The organism is Streptomyces sp. NBC_00464, from assembly GCF_036013915.1.
Classification (GTDB): Bacteria; Actinomycetota; Actinomycetes; order Streptomycetales; family Streptomycetaceae; genus Streptomyces.
Genome location: NZ_CP107899.1, coordinates 7,495,308 through 7,510,990, shown reverse-complemented (window position 1 = coordinate 7,510,990; position 15,683 = coordinate 7,495,308). Strand labels below are relative to the sequence as shown.

At 70.7% G+C, this 15,683-nt stretch carries 8 protein-coding genes and 1 pseudogene; 6 read left to right on the top strand and 3 right to left on the bottom strand.

Annotation, left to right across the window (positions count from 1 at the left end; all coding sequences use genetic code 11):
• Positions 1-140 precede the first annotated feature (140 nt).
• From OG912_RS33770 to OG912_RS33750, 5 genes are all read left to right on the top strand, one after another.
• On the top strand, positions 141-4,397 hold the full coding sequence (locus tag OG912_RS33770; protein WP_327712611.1) for a bifunctional nitrate reductase/sulfite reductase flavoprotein subunit alpha: 4,257 nt from the start codon (positions 141-143) through the stop codon (positions 4,395-4,397).
• A 311-nt stretch (positions 4,398-4,708) separates the two neighbouring features.
• Complete coding sequence (locus OG912_RS33765) at positions 4,709-8,008, top strand: ATP-binding protein (RefSeq protein WP_327712610.1); 3,300 nt, start codon at positions 4,709-4,711, stop codon at positions 8,006-8,008.
• 255 nt (positions 8,009-8,263) lie between these two features.
• On the top strand, positions 8,264-9,946 hold the full coding sequence (locus tag OG912_RS33760) for a SulP family inorganic anion transporter (RefSeq protein WP_327712609.1): 1,683 nt from the start codon (positions 8,264-8,266) through the stop codon (positions 9,944-9,946).
• A 57-nt stretch (positions 9,947-10,003) separates the two neighbouring features.
• Positions 10,004-11,257 carry a glycosyltransferase family 4 protein gene (locus OG912_RS33755; protein ID WP_327712608.1) on the top strand — a complete coding sequence of 418 codons (1,254 nt, stop codon included), beginning with the start codon at positions 10,004-10,006 and terminating at the stop codon, positions 11,255-11,257.
• A complete protein-coding gene (locus OG912_RS33750; protein WP_327712607.1) occupies positions 11,254-12,117 on the top strand; it encodes a hypothetical protein in 864 nt (287 codons plus the stop codon). Before OG912_RS33755 ends, OG912_RS33750 begins: the two co-directional genes overlap by 4 nt.
• A gap of 220 nt (positions 12,118-12,337) precedes the next feature.
• Here OG912_RS33750 and OG912_RS33745 read toward each other — a convergent pair.
• The 3 genes and pseudogenes from OG912_RS33745 to OG912_RS33735 form a co-directional block, all read right to left on the bottom strand.
• Positions 12,338-12,883: pseudogene (locus OG912_RS33745) on the bottom strand (non-reducing end alpha-L-arabinofuranosidase family hydrolase); the annotation flags it as partial.
• Positions 12,884-13,346: 463 nt separating this feature from the next.
• Positions 13,347-14,522, bottom strand: coding sequence for a cellulose-binding domain-containing protein (locus OG912_RS33740; protein ID WP_327712606.1), 1,176 nt, complete (start codon positions 14,520-14,522; stop codon positions 13,347-13,349).
• 203 nt (positions 14,523-14,725) lie between these two features.
• Complete coding sequence (locus OG912_RS33735) at positions 14,726-15,388, bottom strand: DUF4230 domain-containing protein (protein WP_327712605.1); 663 nt, start codon at positions 15,386-15,388, stop codon at positions 14,726-14,728.
• 117 nt (positions 15,389-15,505) lie between these two features.
• Here OG912_RS33735 and OG912_RS33730 point away from each other — a divergent pair, with 117 nt between their 5' ends.
• Complete coding sequence (locus tag OG912_RS33730; RefSeq protein WP_327713662.1) at positions 15,506-15,679, top strand: hypothetical protein; 174 nt, start codon at positions 15,506-15,508, stop codon at positions 15,677-15,679.
• The last annotated feature ends 4 nt before the right edge of the window (positions 15,680-15,683 follow it).

Genomic DNA, 15,683 nt, shown 5'->3' with positions numbered 1-15,683 from the left:
TGCGTGAGGCGTAATCCCGGGCGCTCCCGGCGCGTGACCGAGCGGAAACCGGATCTTTCTACGGTGCTGGTCAAGGGGCCGGCCGCAGCACACCGCGCGGGCCCACTCAAGCGGCATGCAGGCCGGAAAGTGGAGGTTCGGTGCCAGCTGGCTCGAAGAAGGACAGTGTCCGTACGGTCTGTTCGTACTGCGGGGTCGGCTGCGGAATCGTGCTCGACATCACCCGGGACCCCGCCGACGGCCGGCGGCGTGCGTCGAAGGCTTCCGGGGACAAGGCCCATCCCACCAACGCCGGCCGCTTGTGCACCAAGGGCTCGACGAGCGCGGACATGATGGCCGCGTCCGGGCGTGCCGCCAGGGCCCTGGTTCGCACGGAGCGAGGCGTCCAGCCCGCCGAGGCGCACGTGGACGAGGCGATAGCGTCCGTGGCCGGCAGGCTGCGGGCGATCCTGGACGAGCACGGGCCGGACGCCCTGTCCTTCTACGTGTCCGGACAGATGTCCCTGGAGGCGCAGTACCTGGCGAACAAGCTGGCCAAGGGCTTCGTCCGGACGAACCAGATCGAGTCGAACTCCCGGTTGTGCATGGCCTCCGCGGGAACCGGCTACAAGCTGTCGCTGGGTGCGGACGGCCCTCCCGGCTCCTACGAGGACTTCGATCACGCGGACGCGTTCTTCGTGATCGGCGCCAACATGGCCGACTGCCACCCGATTCTCTTCCTGCGCATGATGGACCGGATCAAATCGGCCGGGGCCCGGTTGATCGTCGTCGACCCGCGCCGCAACGCCACCGCCGACAAGGCCGATCTCTTCCTCCAGATCAAGCCCGGCACCGACCTCGCGCTGCTCAACGGCCTGCTGCACCTGCTGGTCGCGAACGGCCACACCGACGAGGCGTTCATCGCCGAGTTCACCGAGGGCTGGGAGGGGATCCCCGACTTCCTCGGGGACTACCCGCCCGCGAAGGTCGCGGAGATCACCGGCATTCCCGAGAGCGACATCCGGCAGGCCGCACAGTGGATCGGCGAGGCGGGTCAGTGGATGAGCTGCTGGACCATGGGCCTGAACCAGTCCACGCACGGCACCTGGAACACCAACGCCCTCGTCAACCTGCACCTCGCCACCGGCGCCATCTGCCGCCCGGGCTCCGGACCCCTCTCCCTCACCGGCCAGCCCAACGCCATGGGCGGGCGGGACATGGGTTACATGGGCCCCGGCCTGCCCGGCCAGCGCTCCGTCCTGGCCGAGGCCGAGCGCGCCTTCATCGAGAACCTGTGGAGTATCCCGAAGGGCTCGCTGCGCACCGAGGCCGGTCGCGGCACGGTGGAGATGTTCGAGCGGATGGCCGCCGGTGACATCAAGGCATGCTGGATCATCTGCACCAACCCCGTGGCCTCGGTCGCCAACCGCAGGACCGTCATCGCCGGCCTGGAGGCCGCCGAACTCGTCATCACCCAGGATGTGTTCGCCGAGACCGAGACCAACGCCTACGCCGATGTCGTACTGCCCGCGACGCTGTGGGCGGAGTCCGACGGCATCATGATCAACTCCGAGCGGAATCTCACCCTCGTCCAGGGCGTCGTCGACCCGCCGGAGCAGGCGCTGCCCGACTGGAAACTGATCGCCCGGGTCGCCTGCGAGATGGGGTTCGCCGAAGGGTTCACGTACACCTGCGCCGAGGAGGTGTTCGAGGAGCTCAAGCAGGCGTGGAATCCCAGGACGGGGTGGGACCTGCGTGGCGTGACGTACGAGCGGCTGCGCGCCACACCGGTCCAGTGGCCGGCAGCGGCCGCCGACGGCCCGGACCGCAACCCGATCCGCTACCTCAACGACGGCATCAGTCAGGCTCTGCTGGAGCGCGAGGACGGCACCCGCCCCCGTCTGGCCTTTCCGACCGCGAGCGGACGCGCGCAGTTCTTCGCCCGCCCGCACCTCCCGGCGGCGGAACTCCCCGACGACGACTACCCGTTCGTTCTCAACACCGGCCGCCTGCAGCACCAGTGGCACACGATGACCAAGACCGGCAAGGTCGCCAAGCTCAACAAGCTCAACCCCGGTCCGTTCGTGGAGGTCCACCCCGCGGACGCCGACGCCCTCGGGATCGCGGAGGGCGATCATCTGGAGGTCGCCTCCCGCCGAGGGCGCGCCGTCCTGCCCGCGGTGGTCACCGACCGCGTACGTCCGGGCAACTGTTTCGCACCGTTCCACTGGAACGATCTGTTCGGCGAATACCTCAGCATCAACGCCGTCACCAACGACGCCGTCGACCCGGTCTCCTTCCAGCCCGAGTTCAAGGTCTGCGCCGTCACCCTCGCCAGGACAGCCGCCCCCGTACCGGCCTCCCATCCGAGCACCCGGCCGGAGACCACGCCCGTGCCTCCCGCCCCCGTGCCGGCATCGGCCGCCGCGGTCTCCCCCGTCCATGCGCTCGCCACCCTGTTCGGCATCACCGACTTCGCTCCCGCGCCCCTGGTCGAGCACGAACGCCACTACCTGTCCGGCTACCTCTCCGGTCTCGCCCTGACGCCGCCCGACGGACGCGTTCCCGTCCTGCCGCCGGACGCCCCGTTCGAACCGGGCCACGCCCAGTGGGTCGACGGGGTCCTCGCCGGCATGTTCTCCCGTACCGCCATGCCCACTGCCACGGCCCCCGCCCGCGTGCCCGAACAGGCCGGAGCACCCGCCGCCGGCACGGCCGGACCGGCCCGCCGCCTGGTCATCCTGTGGGCCTCGCAGACCGGCAACGCCGAGGAGTTCACCGAGGTCGCAGCCACCCGCCTCACCCGGGCAGGCCACACCCCCGCACTGATCCCGATGGCCGACGCGTCCGCGGCACATCTCACTCCCGGCACGGACCTCCTTCTTGTCACCAGCACCTTCGGCGACGGGGACGCCCCCGACAACGGCGCCGACTTCTGGCAGTCGCTGTCCGAACCGGACGCCGGGCGGATGGAGGGAATCCGGTACGCGGTCCTCGCGTTCGGCGACTCCGACTACGCCGACTTCTGCGGCCACGGCCGCCGGCTCGACGAACGCCTCGACGCCCTCGGGGCCACCCGGCTCGCCCCCCGTACCGACTGCGAACCCGACTTCGAGGAGGCCGCCGAACAGTGGCTCGGCCAGGTCATCACCGCTCTGGCCGCAGCCGACGATCTGCGACCCGTCACCGCAGGCGCTGCCGCGACGACCGCGCTCACGCCCACCGCACCCTCCGTCACCACGACCGTCGAGGCCCCACCGGCCGACGCCGCGCCCTCACCGAAGCCCGTACCGACCGGCTACACCAAGGCATCCCCCTTCGCCACCCTGCTCGTCGGCAACAGGCTGCTGAGCCTGCCCGGTTCCGCGAAAGAGGTCCGGCAGTTCGCCTTCGACACCCGTGACGGCAAACTCGCCTATGACGCCGGCGACGCTCTCGGCGTCTGGCCGACCAACAGCACGCCGCTCGTCGCCGAATGGCTCGCCCTCACCGGACTCGACCCCGCCGAGCCGGTCGACCTCGGCGACAGCGCACCCATCCCCCTGGAAGAAGCACTGCGCACCCGCCTGGACATCGCCCGCATCACCACCGGGCTGCTCAAGTTCACAGCGGACCGCACCGGAAGTCACGACCTGAAGCGCCTGCTGCGCCCCGACAACAAGGACGCCCTCGCGAAGTGGAGCTGGAGCCGCCAGGCGGCCGACGTCGTCGCGGCATTCCCCGTCCGGGCTTCGGCAGCGGAGTGGGCGGGGGTCCTCAAGCGGCTCCAGCCCCGCCTGTACTCCATCTCCTCCAGCCCGCTCGCCCACCCCGGCGAGGTCCGCCTCACGGTCTCCGTCGTCCGCTACACCAACGACGTCGGCCGGGACCGCACGGGGGTGTGCTCCACCTACCTCGCCGACTGCGCGGACGACGGCCCGGTCCAGGTCTTCGTGCAGCGCTCCCCGCACTTCCGCCCGCCCGCCGACCCCGCCACTCCCATGATCATGGTCGGGCCCGGAACCGGCGTGGCCCCCTTCCTCGGCTTCCTCGAGGACCGCCGGGCCCGCGGCCACACCGGCCCCAACTGGCTCTTCTTCGGCGAACAGCGCCAGGCCACCGACTTCTATTACCGCGAGGACCTGGAGGCCTACCGGGCATCCGGTCACCTCGACCGCCTCGACCTCGCGTTCTCCCGCGACCAGCGCAACAAGATCTACATCCAGGACCGGATGCGCGAACACGGCCCGCGCCTGTGGCAGTGGCTCCACAACGGGGCCCACTTCTACGTCTGCGGCGACGCGGCGCGCATGGCCAAGGACGTCGACCGGGCGCTCACGGAGATCGTCGCCACCCACGGAGGCATGGAGCACGACGAAGCCGCCGCCTACGTCAGGCGCCTGGCCGCGGACAAACGCTATGTACGCGACGTCTACTGACGAGCCGGCGCACAGGGCCGGCACCGGGCCGCGGGTGGGCGGCCAGGGGTACGGCGCAGATCGAGATGACCCACGTGGCGTTGGGTGACACAGGGCCCAGCCCCGCCGTACCGGCAGCATCCGGATCCGACCGGCCGACGACGGCCTGCCCGACCCGGTCGTCCCGAAGCCGACCCGCTCCTGACCTGCGCCGTTCACACCACCGTTACCGCGCCCCGGCAAAGGGCGCGGAACCGGTGGTTAGAGTGGCTGCTCTCATGGCAGCAGCACATCCGTACGAAACGGCACCGAGCACTCCGCATGATCCCCCCATGCTCCGTGTGTACCTTTTCGGTGGATTCAAGGTCGAGCGTGACGGTGGCGCCCCACTCGCGGACAAATGGGCCCGCCCCAGCGCCCGCTCCCTGGTCAAGCTCCTCGCCGTCTCCCCCGGCCACAGCCTCCACCGCGAGCAGGCCATGGAGATCTGCTGGCGCGACTCCGGTACGCAGGCCGCGCTCGGCAGTCTGCGGGTGGCGCTGCACGCCGCCCGCCACGCGATCGAGCCCGAGCTGGCCCCTCGCGCCTCCTCGTCCTATCTGACCAGCGAAGGCACTCTGCTGCGGCTCGACCCGCAGACCGTCGTGATCGACGCCGATGTCGCCGAGGCTCTTGCCGAGCGTGCGCTGGCCGAAGGGGCGGCCGCCCCGCTGGCCGAGGCCCTCGCGGCGTTCACCGGTGAACTGCTGCCGGAGGACCGTTACGCACCGTGGGCCGACACCCGGCGCAAGCAGCTGTCGACGCTCCGGGACCGGGTCCGGCTCACACTCGCCGAGGCCCATCTGGCGGATGGTGAGACCGAGCTGGCCACGGAAGTGGCTTTGCGCGCACTGGCTGACGCTCCCGCCGAGGAGCGCGCGCACCGGGTGCTGATCGACGCCTATCTGCGCCAGGGGCTGCGCAGGCAGGCCGCCCGCCAGTACCACCTGTGCAGGGAAGCCCTCGACGCGGAACTCGGCGTACGTCCCGGGCCCGCCACCGAACGTTTGCACCTGCTCGCACTCGACGCCGCCACGACTGTGCCGCCCCTCCTCTCCTCGCCGGTCCTCCCTCCCCCGATACGCACCCCGCCCGGCCCCCCGCTGCGCGGCCGGGCCGAAGAACTCGACGTACTGCTCACCGCCGACGGGCCCCCGGTGCGGCTCATCTGCGGAGAGGCGGGCGTCGGCAAGACACGTCTGACGGCGGAGGCGGCCCGGAGCGCGGCCGGGTCCGGGGCCACCGTCCTGTGGGGGGCGGGCCACGACGCCGAGGGACACACCCCGTACGGCGTGTTCGTCGAGGCGGTGGACGCCTGGCTCGCCGACCGGCCTGCGGCCGAGCGGGCCAGGGCCGGCAGCGAGTACCCGGAACTCGCCGCGGTGCTTCCCTCGCTGGGCCAGATCGGGGCAGGTGCGGAGCGCAGTCCCGAGAGGGAGCGCGACCGGCTGTTCCGGGCCGCGGCCGGCCTGCTGGGCGACCTCGCGGTGACCGCCCCCGTCCTGCTCGTCCTGGACGATCTGCACGCCGCGGACATCGGCTCGTACCAGCTGCTGAGCCATCTGGCCCGCCGCGCCGTGGCCACCCGAGCCGACTGGCGGTTCCTCGTGACGTACCGCGCCGAGGAGTTCGACGCGACGGACCCCCGGCGTGCGGCGCTGGACACCCTGATACGCCAGGAGCTCGCCCGCCCCGTCGAGCTGGCGCGGCTCGGCCGCGAGGCATGTGTTGCCGTCGCCGAGGACGCGGGGGCCAGGACCGGACTGAGCCGGATCTGGGAGCTGTCGCTCGGCAATCCGCTCTTCGCACTCGAACTCGCCCGTACCGTCGACGAGGGAACGGACCCGGCGTCGATCAGCGCCCCGGAAGGGGTACGGCAGTTGGTCGCCACGCGGCTGGCCCGGCTGGGTCCCGCTTCACGGCGGGTGGTCGAGGCGGTCTCCGTGGCGGGTGGGGGCGCCGCTCTGTCCGAGGTGCTCGACGTCGCGGAGCACGGGCTGCACCCGCCGCTTTCGGCCGCCGAGGCGACGGACGCGGTGGACGCGGCCGTCGCAGCCTCCGTGGTCACGGAACAGCCCGTCGTGGTCGGCGGACGGCCACTGGCCGGGCTCGCCTTCCGGCACCCACTGGTCCGTCTCACCTGCTACGACGGACTGTCCGAGGCCCGTCGCCGCCATCTGCACGCGGCGTACGCGGAGGCGGTCCTGCGCAGCCGGCCGGACGCCGTCGACACGCTGGCCTCGCACCTGACACGCGCCGACGATCCACGCGCCACGCACTATCTTCGGCAGGCTGCCGAGCGCGCCGCCGCACTGTGCGCCAACGACACGGCGGACCGCTACTACGCCGAACTCACCGGCCGGCTGGACGCGCTGGCCGCCGACGCCGCGCAGGCCCGGATCGACCGCGGAGCCGTGCTGCGGAGGATGGCGCGGTACAGCGAGGCCGCGACGGTGCTCCGCGAGGCGCTGGCCGACACGGTGCGGCGCGGCGACCACGACGGCCAGGTGCTGGCCGCGGCCCGGCTGACCGAGGTCCTGGTGAAGCACCGCTCCACGAACGAGGGTGAGCAACTCCTTCGCGCGTATCCGCCCGGCCCGGACACACCCCCGCTCACGGTGGCGGCCTACCACCTGGCCTCCGCCATACTCGCGTTCGTGACGGGTGCCTACGAGGACGCGCACATCGCCGCCCGCACCGCTCAGCAGGCGGCCGACGCGGTATCGGGCAGCGGACGGCGCGGGCTGCTGGCCCGTGCCCTGGGCGTGCAGGCCACCTCGCTGGGCCTGGCGGGCCGGCTGGCCGAGGCGCGTCCGGCGGCCGACCTGGCGCTGCCGCACGCGGAGGCGTACGGCGACCGTGAACTCCTCGTGACGGTTCTCTCCGTGCAGCGGGAGCATGCCCGGCGCTCGGGCCACCTCGACGAAGCCGTCGCCACCGGCCGACGGGCACTGGGCCTGGCCGAGCAGACGGGAGACCCGACGGCGATCGCCTTCGAACGCGCCAACCTGGCGGAACTCCACCTCCTGCTGCGCGAGCTCCCCGAGGCGGAAAGCTCCGCCAGAGCCGCGGTGCGCGAGACGGACGGTCGGGACGAGTGGTGCACCCCCTACGCCCTGGCCGCTCTCGCCCGGGTCCTGATCAGGACCGGCGAGCCGGGAGCGGTGGAGCTGCTCACCCGCGCGGGAGAGGTGGCTGCGGCGCAGGGCGACCAGCAGGCCGTGCACGAGGTGCGGACCGCAAGGGCCGAACTGCTCATACGGTCCGGGAGCCCGGCGGAGGCGCTCGCGCTGCTGGCCCACGGCAGTGGCCCCGGCGCCGCTCATCTGGCTGCCTGGGCCGAGCTGCTGTCAGGTCAGCCGGAGCGGGCGGCCGAACACGCCGCCGAGGAGACGGCGCGCGCGGAGCGGGCAGGCGAGCGTCTCGCGGAAACCGAGGCACGCACGGTGCGCGCCGCCGCGCTCATGGCCCTGGGCCGGCAGCGCGAGGCCACGGAGGAGTTCGACAGGGCTGCGGCCCTCTCCGAGGAGCTCCCCTACCCGGCCGGTGCCCTCGGAGTCGCCGAGGCCCGCGGCCTGCGGTTCGGCCCGTAGCGGCTTCGCACCGGGCGCGTCCGGGCGGCTGATGCTGCCGCCCGCGAACAGATCACCCATTCACCTGTTCGGGTTACAGCGTGCGCGGTCGGCCGCACGAGAAGGCGTAATGAACAGGACGCCGGGTCCGGGTTCGGCGTCCCAGGGCCGGGCGGTGGGGTGTGTGGACCCCTTGGCGTGAGGGAGTTGCGCGAGGATGTGGAACACGAGGGGCACGCCGTTGCCGCTCGCGAACGCTCCTGAGGGAGGGTGCGCATGAGCGCAGGGCAGAGCCGACGGAGCCTGCCGGTGGCCGGCTGGCTGGGGAACTACCGCAAGGGCAGGCTACGGGGCGACCTGCTGGGAGCACTCACCGCATGGGCCCTCATCGTCCCCGAAAGTGTCGCCTACGCGCAGATCGCCGGCGTGCCTCCGCAGAACGCGTTCTACGCGGCCCCGGTGGCTCTGCTGGTGTACGCGCTGTTCGGGCGCTCCAACTTCCTCATCATCGGGGCGACATCGGCGGCAGCGGTCCTGTCCGCCGCAGCGGTGTCCGAGATCAGCGGCGACCCCAAGGACGCCGTCGGCCTGTCGGCCGCTCTCGCGGTCATCGTCGGAGTGGTGCTGTTGGTCGCCGGTATCGCCCGCCTCGGGTTCATCACCAACTTCCTCGCCGAACCCGCCCTGGTCGGCTTCCTGTTCGGGATGGCCCTGACCATCGTCGTGCGCCAGTGCGCCAAGCTCGTCGGTGTCTCCAGCGGGGACGGCGACTTCTTCGAGCGGCTGTGGACCCTCCTGAGCAAGGCGCCCGACTGGTCGCTCGCCACACTCGCCGTCGGAGCGGCCGCACTGGCCCTGCTGTTCCTGCTCGAACGCTTCGTACCCCGCCTCCCCGCCGCGCTGATCGTGCTCGTCCTGGGCCTCGGCCTGTCCGCCGCGCTGGGCCTGGAGGGCCACGGCGTGGACACTGTCGGCAAGATCCCCTCCGCCGTCCCGGTTCCGCATCTGCCGGGCATCCCGGCAGAGGACTGGATCGCCCTGGCCGCAGGCGCGCTCGGCGTCGCCCTGGTGGTCTTCGCCGAAGCGTTCAGCATCGCCAACCGCTTCGCGCGCGAGCACGGCCAGGAGGTCGACGCCGACCGGGAGATGGCCGCGGTCGGCCTCAGCAACATCGCCGTCGGCCTGGTCCGGGGCTTCGCCGTCTCGGGCAGCGCGTCACGCAGCGCCGCCGCGATCGGCGCGGGCGGCCGCACCCCGATGGTGTCCCTGGTCGCCGCCGCCCTGGTCCTCTTGACGGGGGCCTTCCTCACGCCGCTCTTCACGGACCTCCCCGAGCCGGTCCTGGGCGCCATCGTGATCGTGGCCGTACGCAGCTTCATGAGGGTGGGCGAACTGCGACGCTACGCGGCGTACGACCGGCGCAGCCTCTGGGTGGCGCTCACCGCGCTGATCGGGGTGCTGCTCTTCGACCTGCTGCCCGGACTGCTTCTCGCCGTGGCGCTCTCCCTCGTGCTGTTCATCGCCGCGGCCAGCCGCCGCAACGTCGCCGTCCTCGGGCTCCTGCCCGGAACCCGCCTGTACGGCGACACGGCGCAGCACCCGGACGCCGCCACGGTCTCCGGCGTGCTGGCCGTGCGGCCCGACGGAAGCCTGTTCTTCGGCAACGTCAACCGCGTCCGTCTCGCCGTCCGCGACCGGGTCGCGGGTACGACGCCTCTGCCACGAGCCGTCGTCCTGGACCTGACCGGAAGCTACCGGCTCAGCATTCCGGTCCTCGACGAACTCGACGAGCTGAGAGAGGAACTGGCCAGGAAGGACATCGCCCTGCACCTGGCTCACGTACGGTCACGCGCGGAACAGGACCTGGCCCGGCACGCCCTGGCGGATCATCTCGGACCGCACGGCCGCCATCGCACGGTGGACGACGCCGTCTCGGCGGCGGCCGGCGGACAGGTGTGAGGCACTCGAAGGTGATGCACAGGCAACCTTCCGTAGCTGCCGACCGTCATGTACGGCATGAAAATCTCATTCCTTATACACAACGCGTATGGGATAGGAGGGACGATCACTACTACGTTCAACTTGGCCCGAGCGCTGGCCGATCGGCACGACGTGGAGATCATCTCGGTTCTCCGGACACGGGAACGACCGAACCTCACACCCGACCCGCGCGTGCGGCTGCGCCCCCTGGTGGATCTGCGGCACGAGAAGAACGACCCGCGGCATCTGACACCGGCGAAGGTCTTTCCCTCGTCCGAGTACCGCTACCGGGAGTACAGCGCGCTCACCGATGAGCGCATCAGCGAGGCGCTCGCGTCGCTCGACGCCGACGTGGCCGTAGGTACCCGCCCCGGCCTCAACGTCCACCTGGCCCTCCAGGCCCCCGCGCGAACGGTACGGGTCGGGCAGGAACACCTCACGCTCGACAACCACCCGCCGCGACTGCGCAACACGCTGCGCCAGGTCTATCCGCGCCTGGACGCGATCACGCCCGTCACGGAGACCGACGCCGCCGCCTACCGACGCAAGATGCGGCTGCCGGGCGTACGGGTGCAGGCGCTGCCCAACAGTGTCCCGACCCCGACCCTCCCCCCGGCGGACGGCCGCGAGCGCGTCGTGGTCGCGGCCGGACGGCTGGTGCCGGTGAAGCGGTTCGACCTGCTGATCGAGGCCTTCGCCGCGGTCGCCGCGGAGTATCCCGACTGGAAGTTGCGCATTTACGGCAGGGGCGAGGAGCAGCAGCGGCTGCGTGGTCTCATCGACCGGCTCGGGCTCTACAACAACGTTTTCCTTATGGGCGCGGTGGCCCCGATGGAAGCCGAGTGGGTCAAGGGCTCGATCGGGGCGGCGACGTCCAGTTTCGAGCCCTTCGGCATGACCATCGTCGAGGCGATGCGCTGCGGGCTGCCTGTCGTGAGCACCGACTGTGCGTACGGCCCCGGCGAGATCATCGCCCCCGGTGAGGACGGCCGGCTCGTTCCCGTCGGAGACCGGAACGCACTGGCCGGTGCTCTGCTGGACCTCGTGGGCGATGACGAGCTGCGCCGGCGCATGGGGCGCGCCGCGCTGGAGAACTCCCGGCGTTACGCCCCCGCCCCCGTCGTGGCCCAGGCGGAGCGGCTGTTCGAGGAACTGCTGGCGGCCCGGAGCGACGGCCGGTCGGTACGCGGGACCGACCGCTCCTTGCTGAGTGGCGGTTACGCGGCCAGGGACACGATGCTCGTCGCGGCCGGCAGCGTCGCGAGGATCGTACGAAAGGCGCGACGATGAGCAGCAGCGACAGCGATGGCGTGAACGGACCGGTGGAGAGGCCCCGCGCGGAGGTAACGGTGGAGGCGGAAGGGCGGTTGACCGTAGGCGTACGGTTGCCGCTGCCCGCCTCGGCACGTCCCCGGCTGCTGCTTCAGCTGCGCCCGAAGAAGGGCAAGCCGGAGGGGACCGGCCACTATGTGGAGCTGGAGCCCGCGGGGCCAGACCAGTGGCGGGCCGTGCTGGAGGCGGCCCCGGCTCTTGAGGAAGGCCACTGGGACGCCTACGTCGTGGGCGCGCCGGAAGAAGAGCGCACACCCCTGCTGCCCGGCCTGCGTGATCTGCGCGCGCTGGTGTCCGGCGGGGGCGACGGCCGGGCCACGCCGGTGGCGGTCCGGATCCCGTACGCCACCAAGGACGGGCGGCTCGCCGTGCGTGCCTGGTGGCGGGCCATGCACGCGGAGGCCGGCCGGATCGATCCGGCGGATGACTCGATGACCGTGACGGCACGGCTGTTCGGCGCGCGGCTCGGGGAGGGTGCGGCGGCGACGGTGCACCGACGGGGGCAGGGCTCCGTCGTACGGCAGATCGCACTCCGGGCGGAGGGGGGCCAGGAGTTCTCGTTCACCGTCGACTACAAGGAGCTCGTAGCCGAGGGCGGAGGGCCGGGAGCCGGGGAGGCACCGGTGTTCTGGGACGTGTACGTCCGCCCGGCCACCGGCGCGCCGCGGATCCGGGTGGGCCGGCTGCTGGACGACATCGCGGAACGCAAGGCGGTCTTCGTCTACCCGGCCGCGCTGCTCGACGGGGTATCGGCACGTCCGTACTACACGGTCGACAACGACCTCTCCGTGGAGGTCGCGCCGCGGCGGACAGGGTGAACACGGTGCGCGGCCGGCGACGAGTGTCCCCCGTGGCCTCCTAGGGCCTTTCCCACGAGTGTCCGGAGAAGCGCCCGGAGAAGAGTGGAACCCCAGCCGACACGGCCGGGGTTCCACAAGGCAGTGAGTACCGGTCAGCAGGTGGAGCCACCCAGGCCGTGAACCGCTCGTCCACGCGCCGTCAGACCGCGCCCATCGCATTCGCCGTGAATCAGGAAGATCAGCGCTGCAGGGTAAGGACGCCCGGCCGCCACGGCAGTTGATCGTAAGGGCCTTCCGCGGTAGGGGACTTGCCCTGGTAGAGAAGCTGCAGGTTGCAGGGGTCGATGGTCATGGTCTGGTCAGGGTTGTTGCGGACCAGGTCACCGTGGCTGATGTCATTGGTCCAGGTGGCACCGCTGTTGGCCTTGCCCGCGAAGGGGTTGTTCTCGGTGCCGGCCTGCGGGGTCCACGAACCGCCCAGGCCGGCGGCCGTGAACGAACGGAAGTAGCGCCCGTTCGCACCCATCGCCTCAACGATCATGAGGTACTGGTTCTGGTCCTGAACCTTGTAGACCTGCACACCCTCGAACAGGTTGTTCGTCGAGTCGCTCATGATCGTCGTGTACGACGAGCCGAAGCTGCCCGGAAAGTTCCCGATCGGCATGCTCGCCCGGTAGATCTTGCCGTTGTCACCGGCGAAGAACAGGTACATGTTCTGGCCGTCACCGATCAGGGTCTGGTCGATCGGGCCGGTGCCGGAGCCGGAGATGCTGCCGGTGAACAGTTTGTTCCCTTCACGAACTGGTCGGACATGGCATAGGCACTCGAGTCACGGCGTCAACACCTCACGCAGGATTCGCCAGTCGCTGCGAAAGATTCGAGAAGGTTGGTGGATGAGAAGGCACAGTTCAAGCGAGCAGAGCACCAGAACCAAACCGCGAGGCGACCCATTTCCGCACACAGGGTCGGCGCAGTTGACGACCTCCCTGGCATCAGGCCACCACAAATTTCAGGGTGGAGTCCGAACTTTCGACCCCGTTCAGGTGACCGAGGGAAGGGGCCGGGATATCTCCTTCGACCCCACGAGTTGGTGACTGTCGGCACTCCCTGACCCACCACGGGCGAGAACCGGCGAAGACGGGCTGACGGACTCCGCCCTCGCGGAGCCATCACCGGCCCGTCGTCACCGGCCCTCCGTCACCGGCCCTCCGTCACCGGCACTCCTCCGCCCGCCGGGCAGCCGGTCGTCAGCAGCCGATCGGCGAGGAGCCTACGACCACATCGTCGAACCACAGGGTGTCGTCACCGGTCCCGTAACTCTCCCAGCCCAGCCGCAGGGAGAGCGGTCTCGGCGGAGTGGACCGGGAGAGCCACTGCTGATCGACGTCCTGCGTCGGTACGCCGTCGGCGTGCAGCCCCGGCACCTGCTCGTCGTTGAGCCAGGTGTCGAGTTGCGGTGCCGAGGTGTCGACCGCGAACCGCAGGCACTGCCAGCTGCCCGTCGGCAGAGGCCGGCTCAGCCCCACCCCGACCGGGCTCTGCGCGGGGAGCGTGGCGTCATCACTTTCCCGGTTCCACTGCAGGGCTCCGTTCTGTCCGCCGATCCGCAGCGCCTTTCCGCCCTGGGAGCTGTCCGGCATCGACACGAAGGTGACGTGCGCGGCCGGGAACGCGGTGGTGTGCCGCACCCACATGCGGACGTGCAGCACCGGGCCGACCGACGACAAGTCCGCGGTGGCGGCCACGAAGGCGTGGTTGCAGTAGCCGGCCCGCCCGTCCAGACGCAGCGACTGCGTGCCACTGTGCGCGATTTCCGTGTCGACTGCGGCCGTGCCCGAGCCCTGGCAGTCGGGCGCCGTGAACCGCCAGTTCCCTGCCGGGGCAGGACCGGCCTGGTCCTCGAAGTCCTCACAGACAGCGGCGTCATCGCACTCCGCAGAGGGCGGTGTGGTGGGGGGTGGTGTCGTGGGAGGCGGCGTGGTCGGCGGCGAGGTGTCCTCACCACCACAGGACACGCCGTTGAGGGTGAAGTCGGTGGGCACCGATTCGGCCGACTGCCCGACCCCTTGCAGACCGAAGTCGACGGAACCGCCGCCGGCCAGCACTCCGTTCCAGACAGTATTGACGGCGGTCACGGAGTGGCCGGCCTGAGTGACGGTAGCGTTCCAGGCGGAGGTGACGTGCCGGTCGCCGCCGTACGTCCACGCCAACTGCCAGTCGCTGAGCGCCGAACCGGTGTTGGTGATGCGCACCTGGGCCGTATAGCCGCCGGTCCACTCGTTGGCGGTGTAGTCGACCCGGCATCCGGACGCCATGTCCGAACCGCTGGCAGGCACCACGACGAAGACCGAGAACACCAGCGCGAGAGCGGCCGCGGCCGCCGTCCAGGGTCTGTGCAGTAATCGCGGGAGAAGATTCGACATGTGCGCCTCCTCGGGGTGGGGAACCGTAGGACAGATGATGGGAGCGCTCCCATTTATCTCATCGACATGACTGCGTACTGTCAAGATGATGGTCCGCCCGAGTTAACCCGCCCCCGGGCGCGGCACGATTGCCGTGGGCGACCAGAGGGCGATTCGGCCGCCGATGCCGAGAACGTGGCGGAATCTCCGTTCCAGGGGCGCTGTCAGGGCCCGTAGGAGATGTGCACGTCCTTGAAGCCCAGGGAGTGCAGGAGACCCTCAAGCATTCTGGTGGTGTTGGCTTCGGCCCTCGTGGTCAGTCCGCTGTCCTTGGCCGCATCGGCGATGTGCGAGACCGCGAGTTTCTGGACGGCGTGTTCGCTGTTGGGATTGTCCGAGAACACGTCTCCGAGGCGGTCGAGCAGGCCCCGTTGTTTGGAGACGGCGTAGGAGTGGTCAGCGTCCAGGGCGGGCTTGCCGAGTTGCGCGTGCGGGAGCCGCAGTGTGGCGGAGGTGCGGTCGTCGTTCACCGTCACGCCGTTCCCGCCCACGTCGGCGAGGTCGACGTACGCCTCCACCGTGCCCGCACCCACATAGAGCGTGCGGGAGCCGCGCACTGCGTCCGGTAGATACTTGGTGTCCTTCTCGAGGTCGACCACCACCTGGAAGTTTCCGGAGGCGGCGTCGAAACGGCTCATGTCCTTGATGGACTTGAGGACAGCGGGGCCCGAGCGGTCGGTCGTCTCGGTTCCGAACAGATCCTTGATGCCCGGCAGTACGGCCAGCCTGATTCCGGCGAACAGCACCACGAGCACCAGCACGAAGGCGGTCACCACCTTCGCCCAAGCGGGCATGCGTCTGGGCAGGTAACTGGGGGAAATCGTCATCCGACGGCCCTCCTTTCCTGTACTTCGGATGCCCCCAGAAACCCTTACGAGACAGGCGAGTTGAGGAACGCACAAGGAAGCCCGCGGATTCGGGCGGGGAAAGGGGCGGTGCGGACGGTGCGCTCCAGCACGTCCGCAGGATCCGGGCACCCCACCTCCAGTCTCTCGGCGGCGGACCTGATGGCCGTACTGCTCGCTCGCCACCCCCCGTACGACTGGTCCGCGCCGGCCGACCTCTACCGCGCCCAGCCGGGACGGCAGGAGGTCGAGCGGGAGGTGTCAGTCGGCTGAAGTA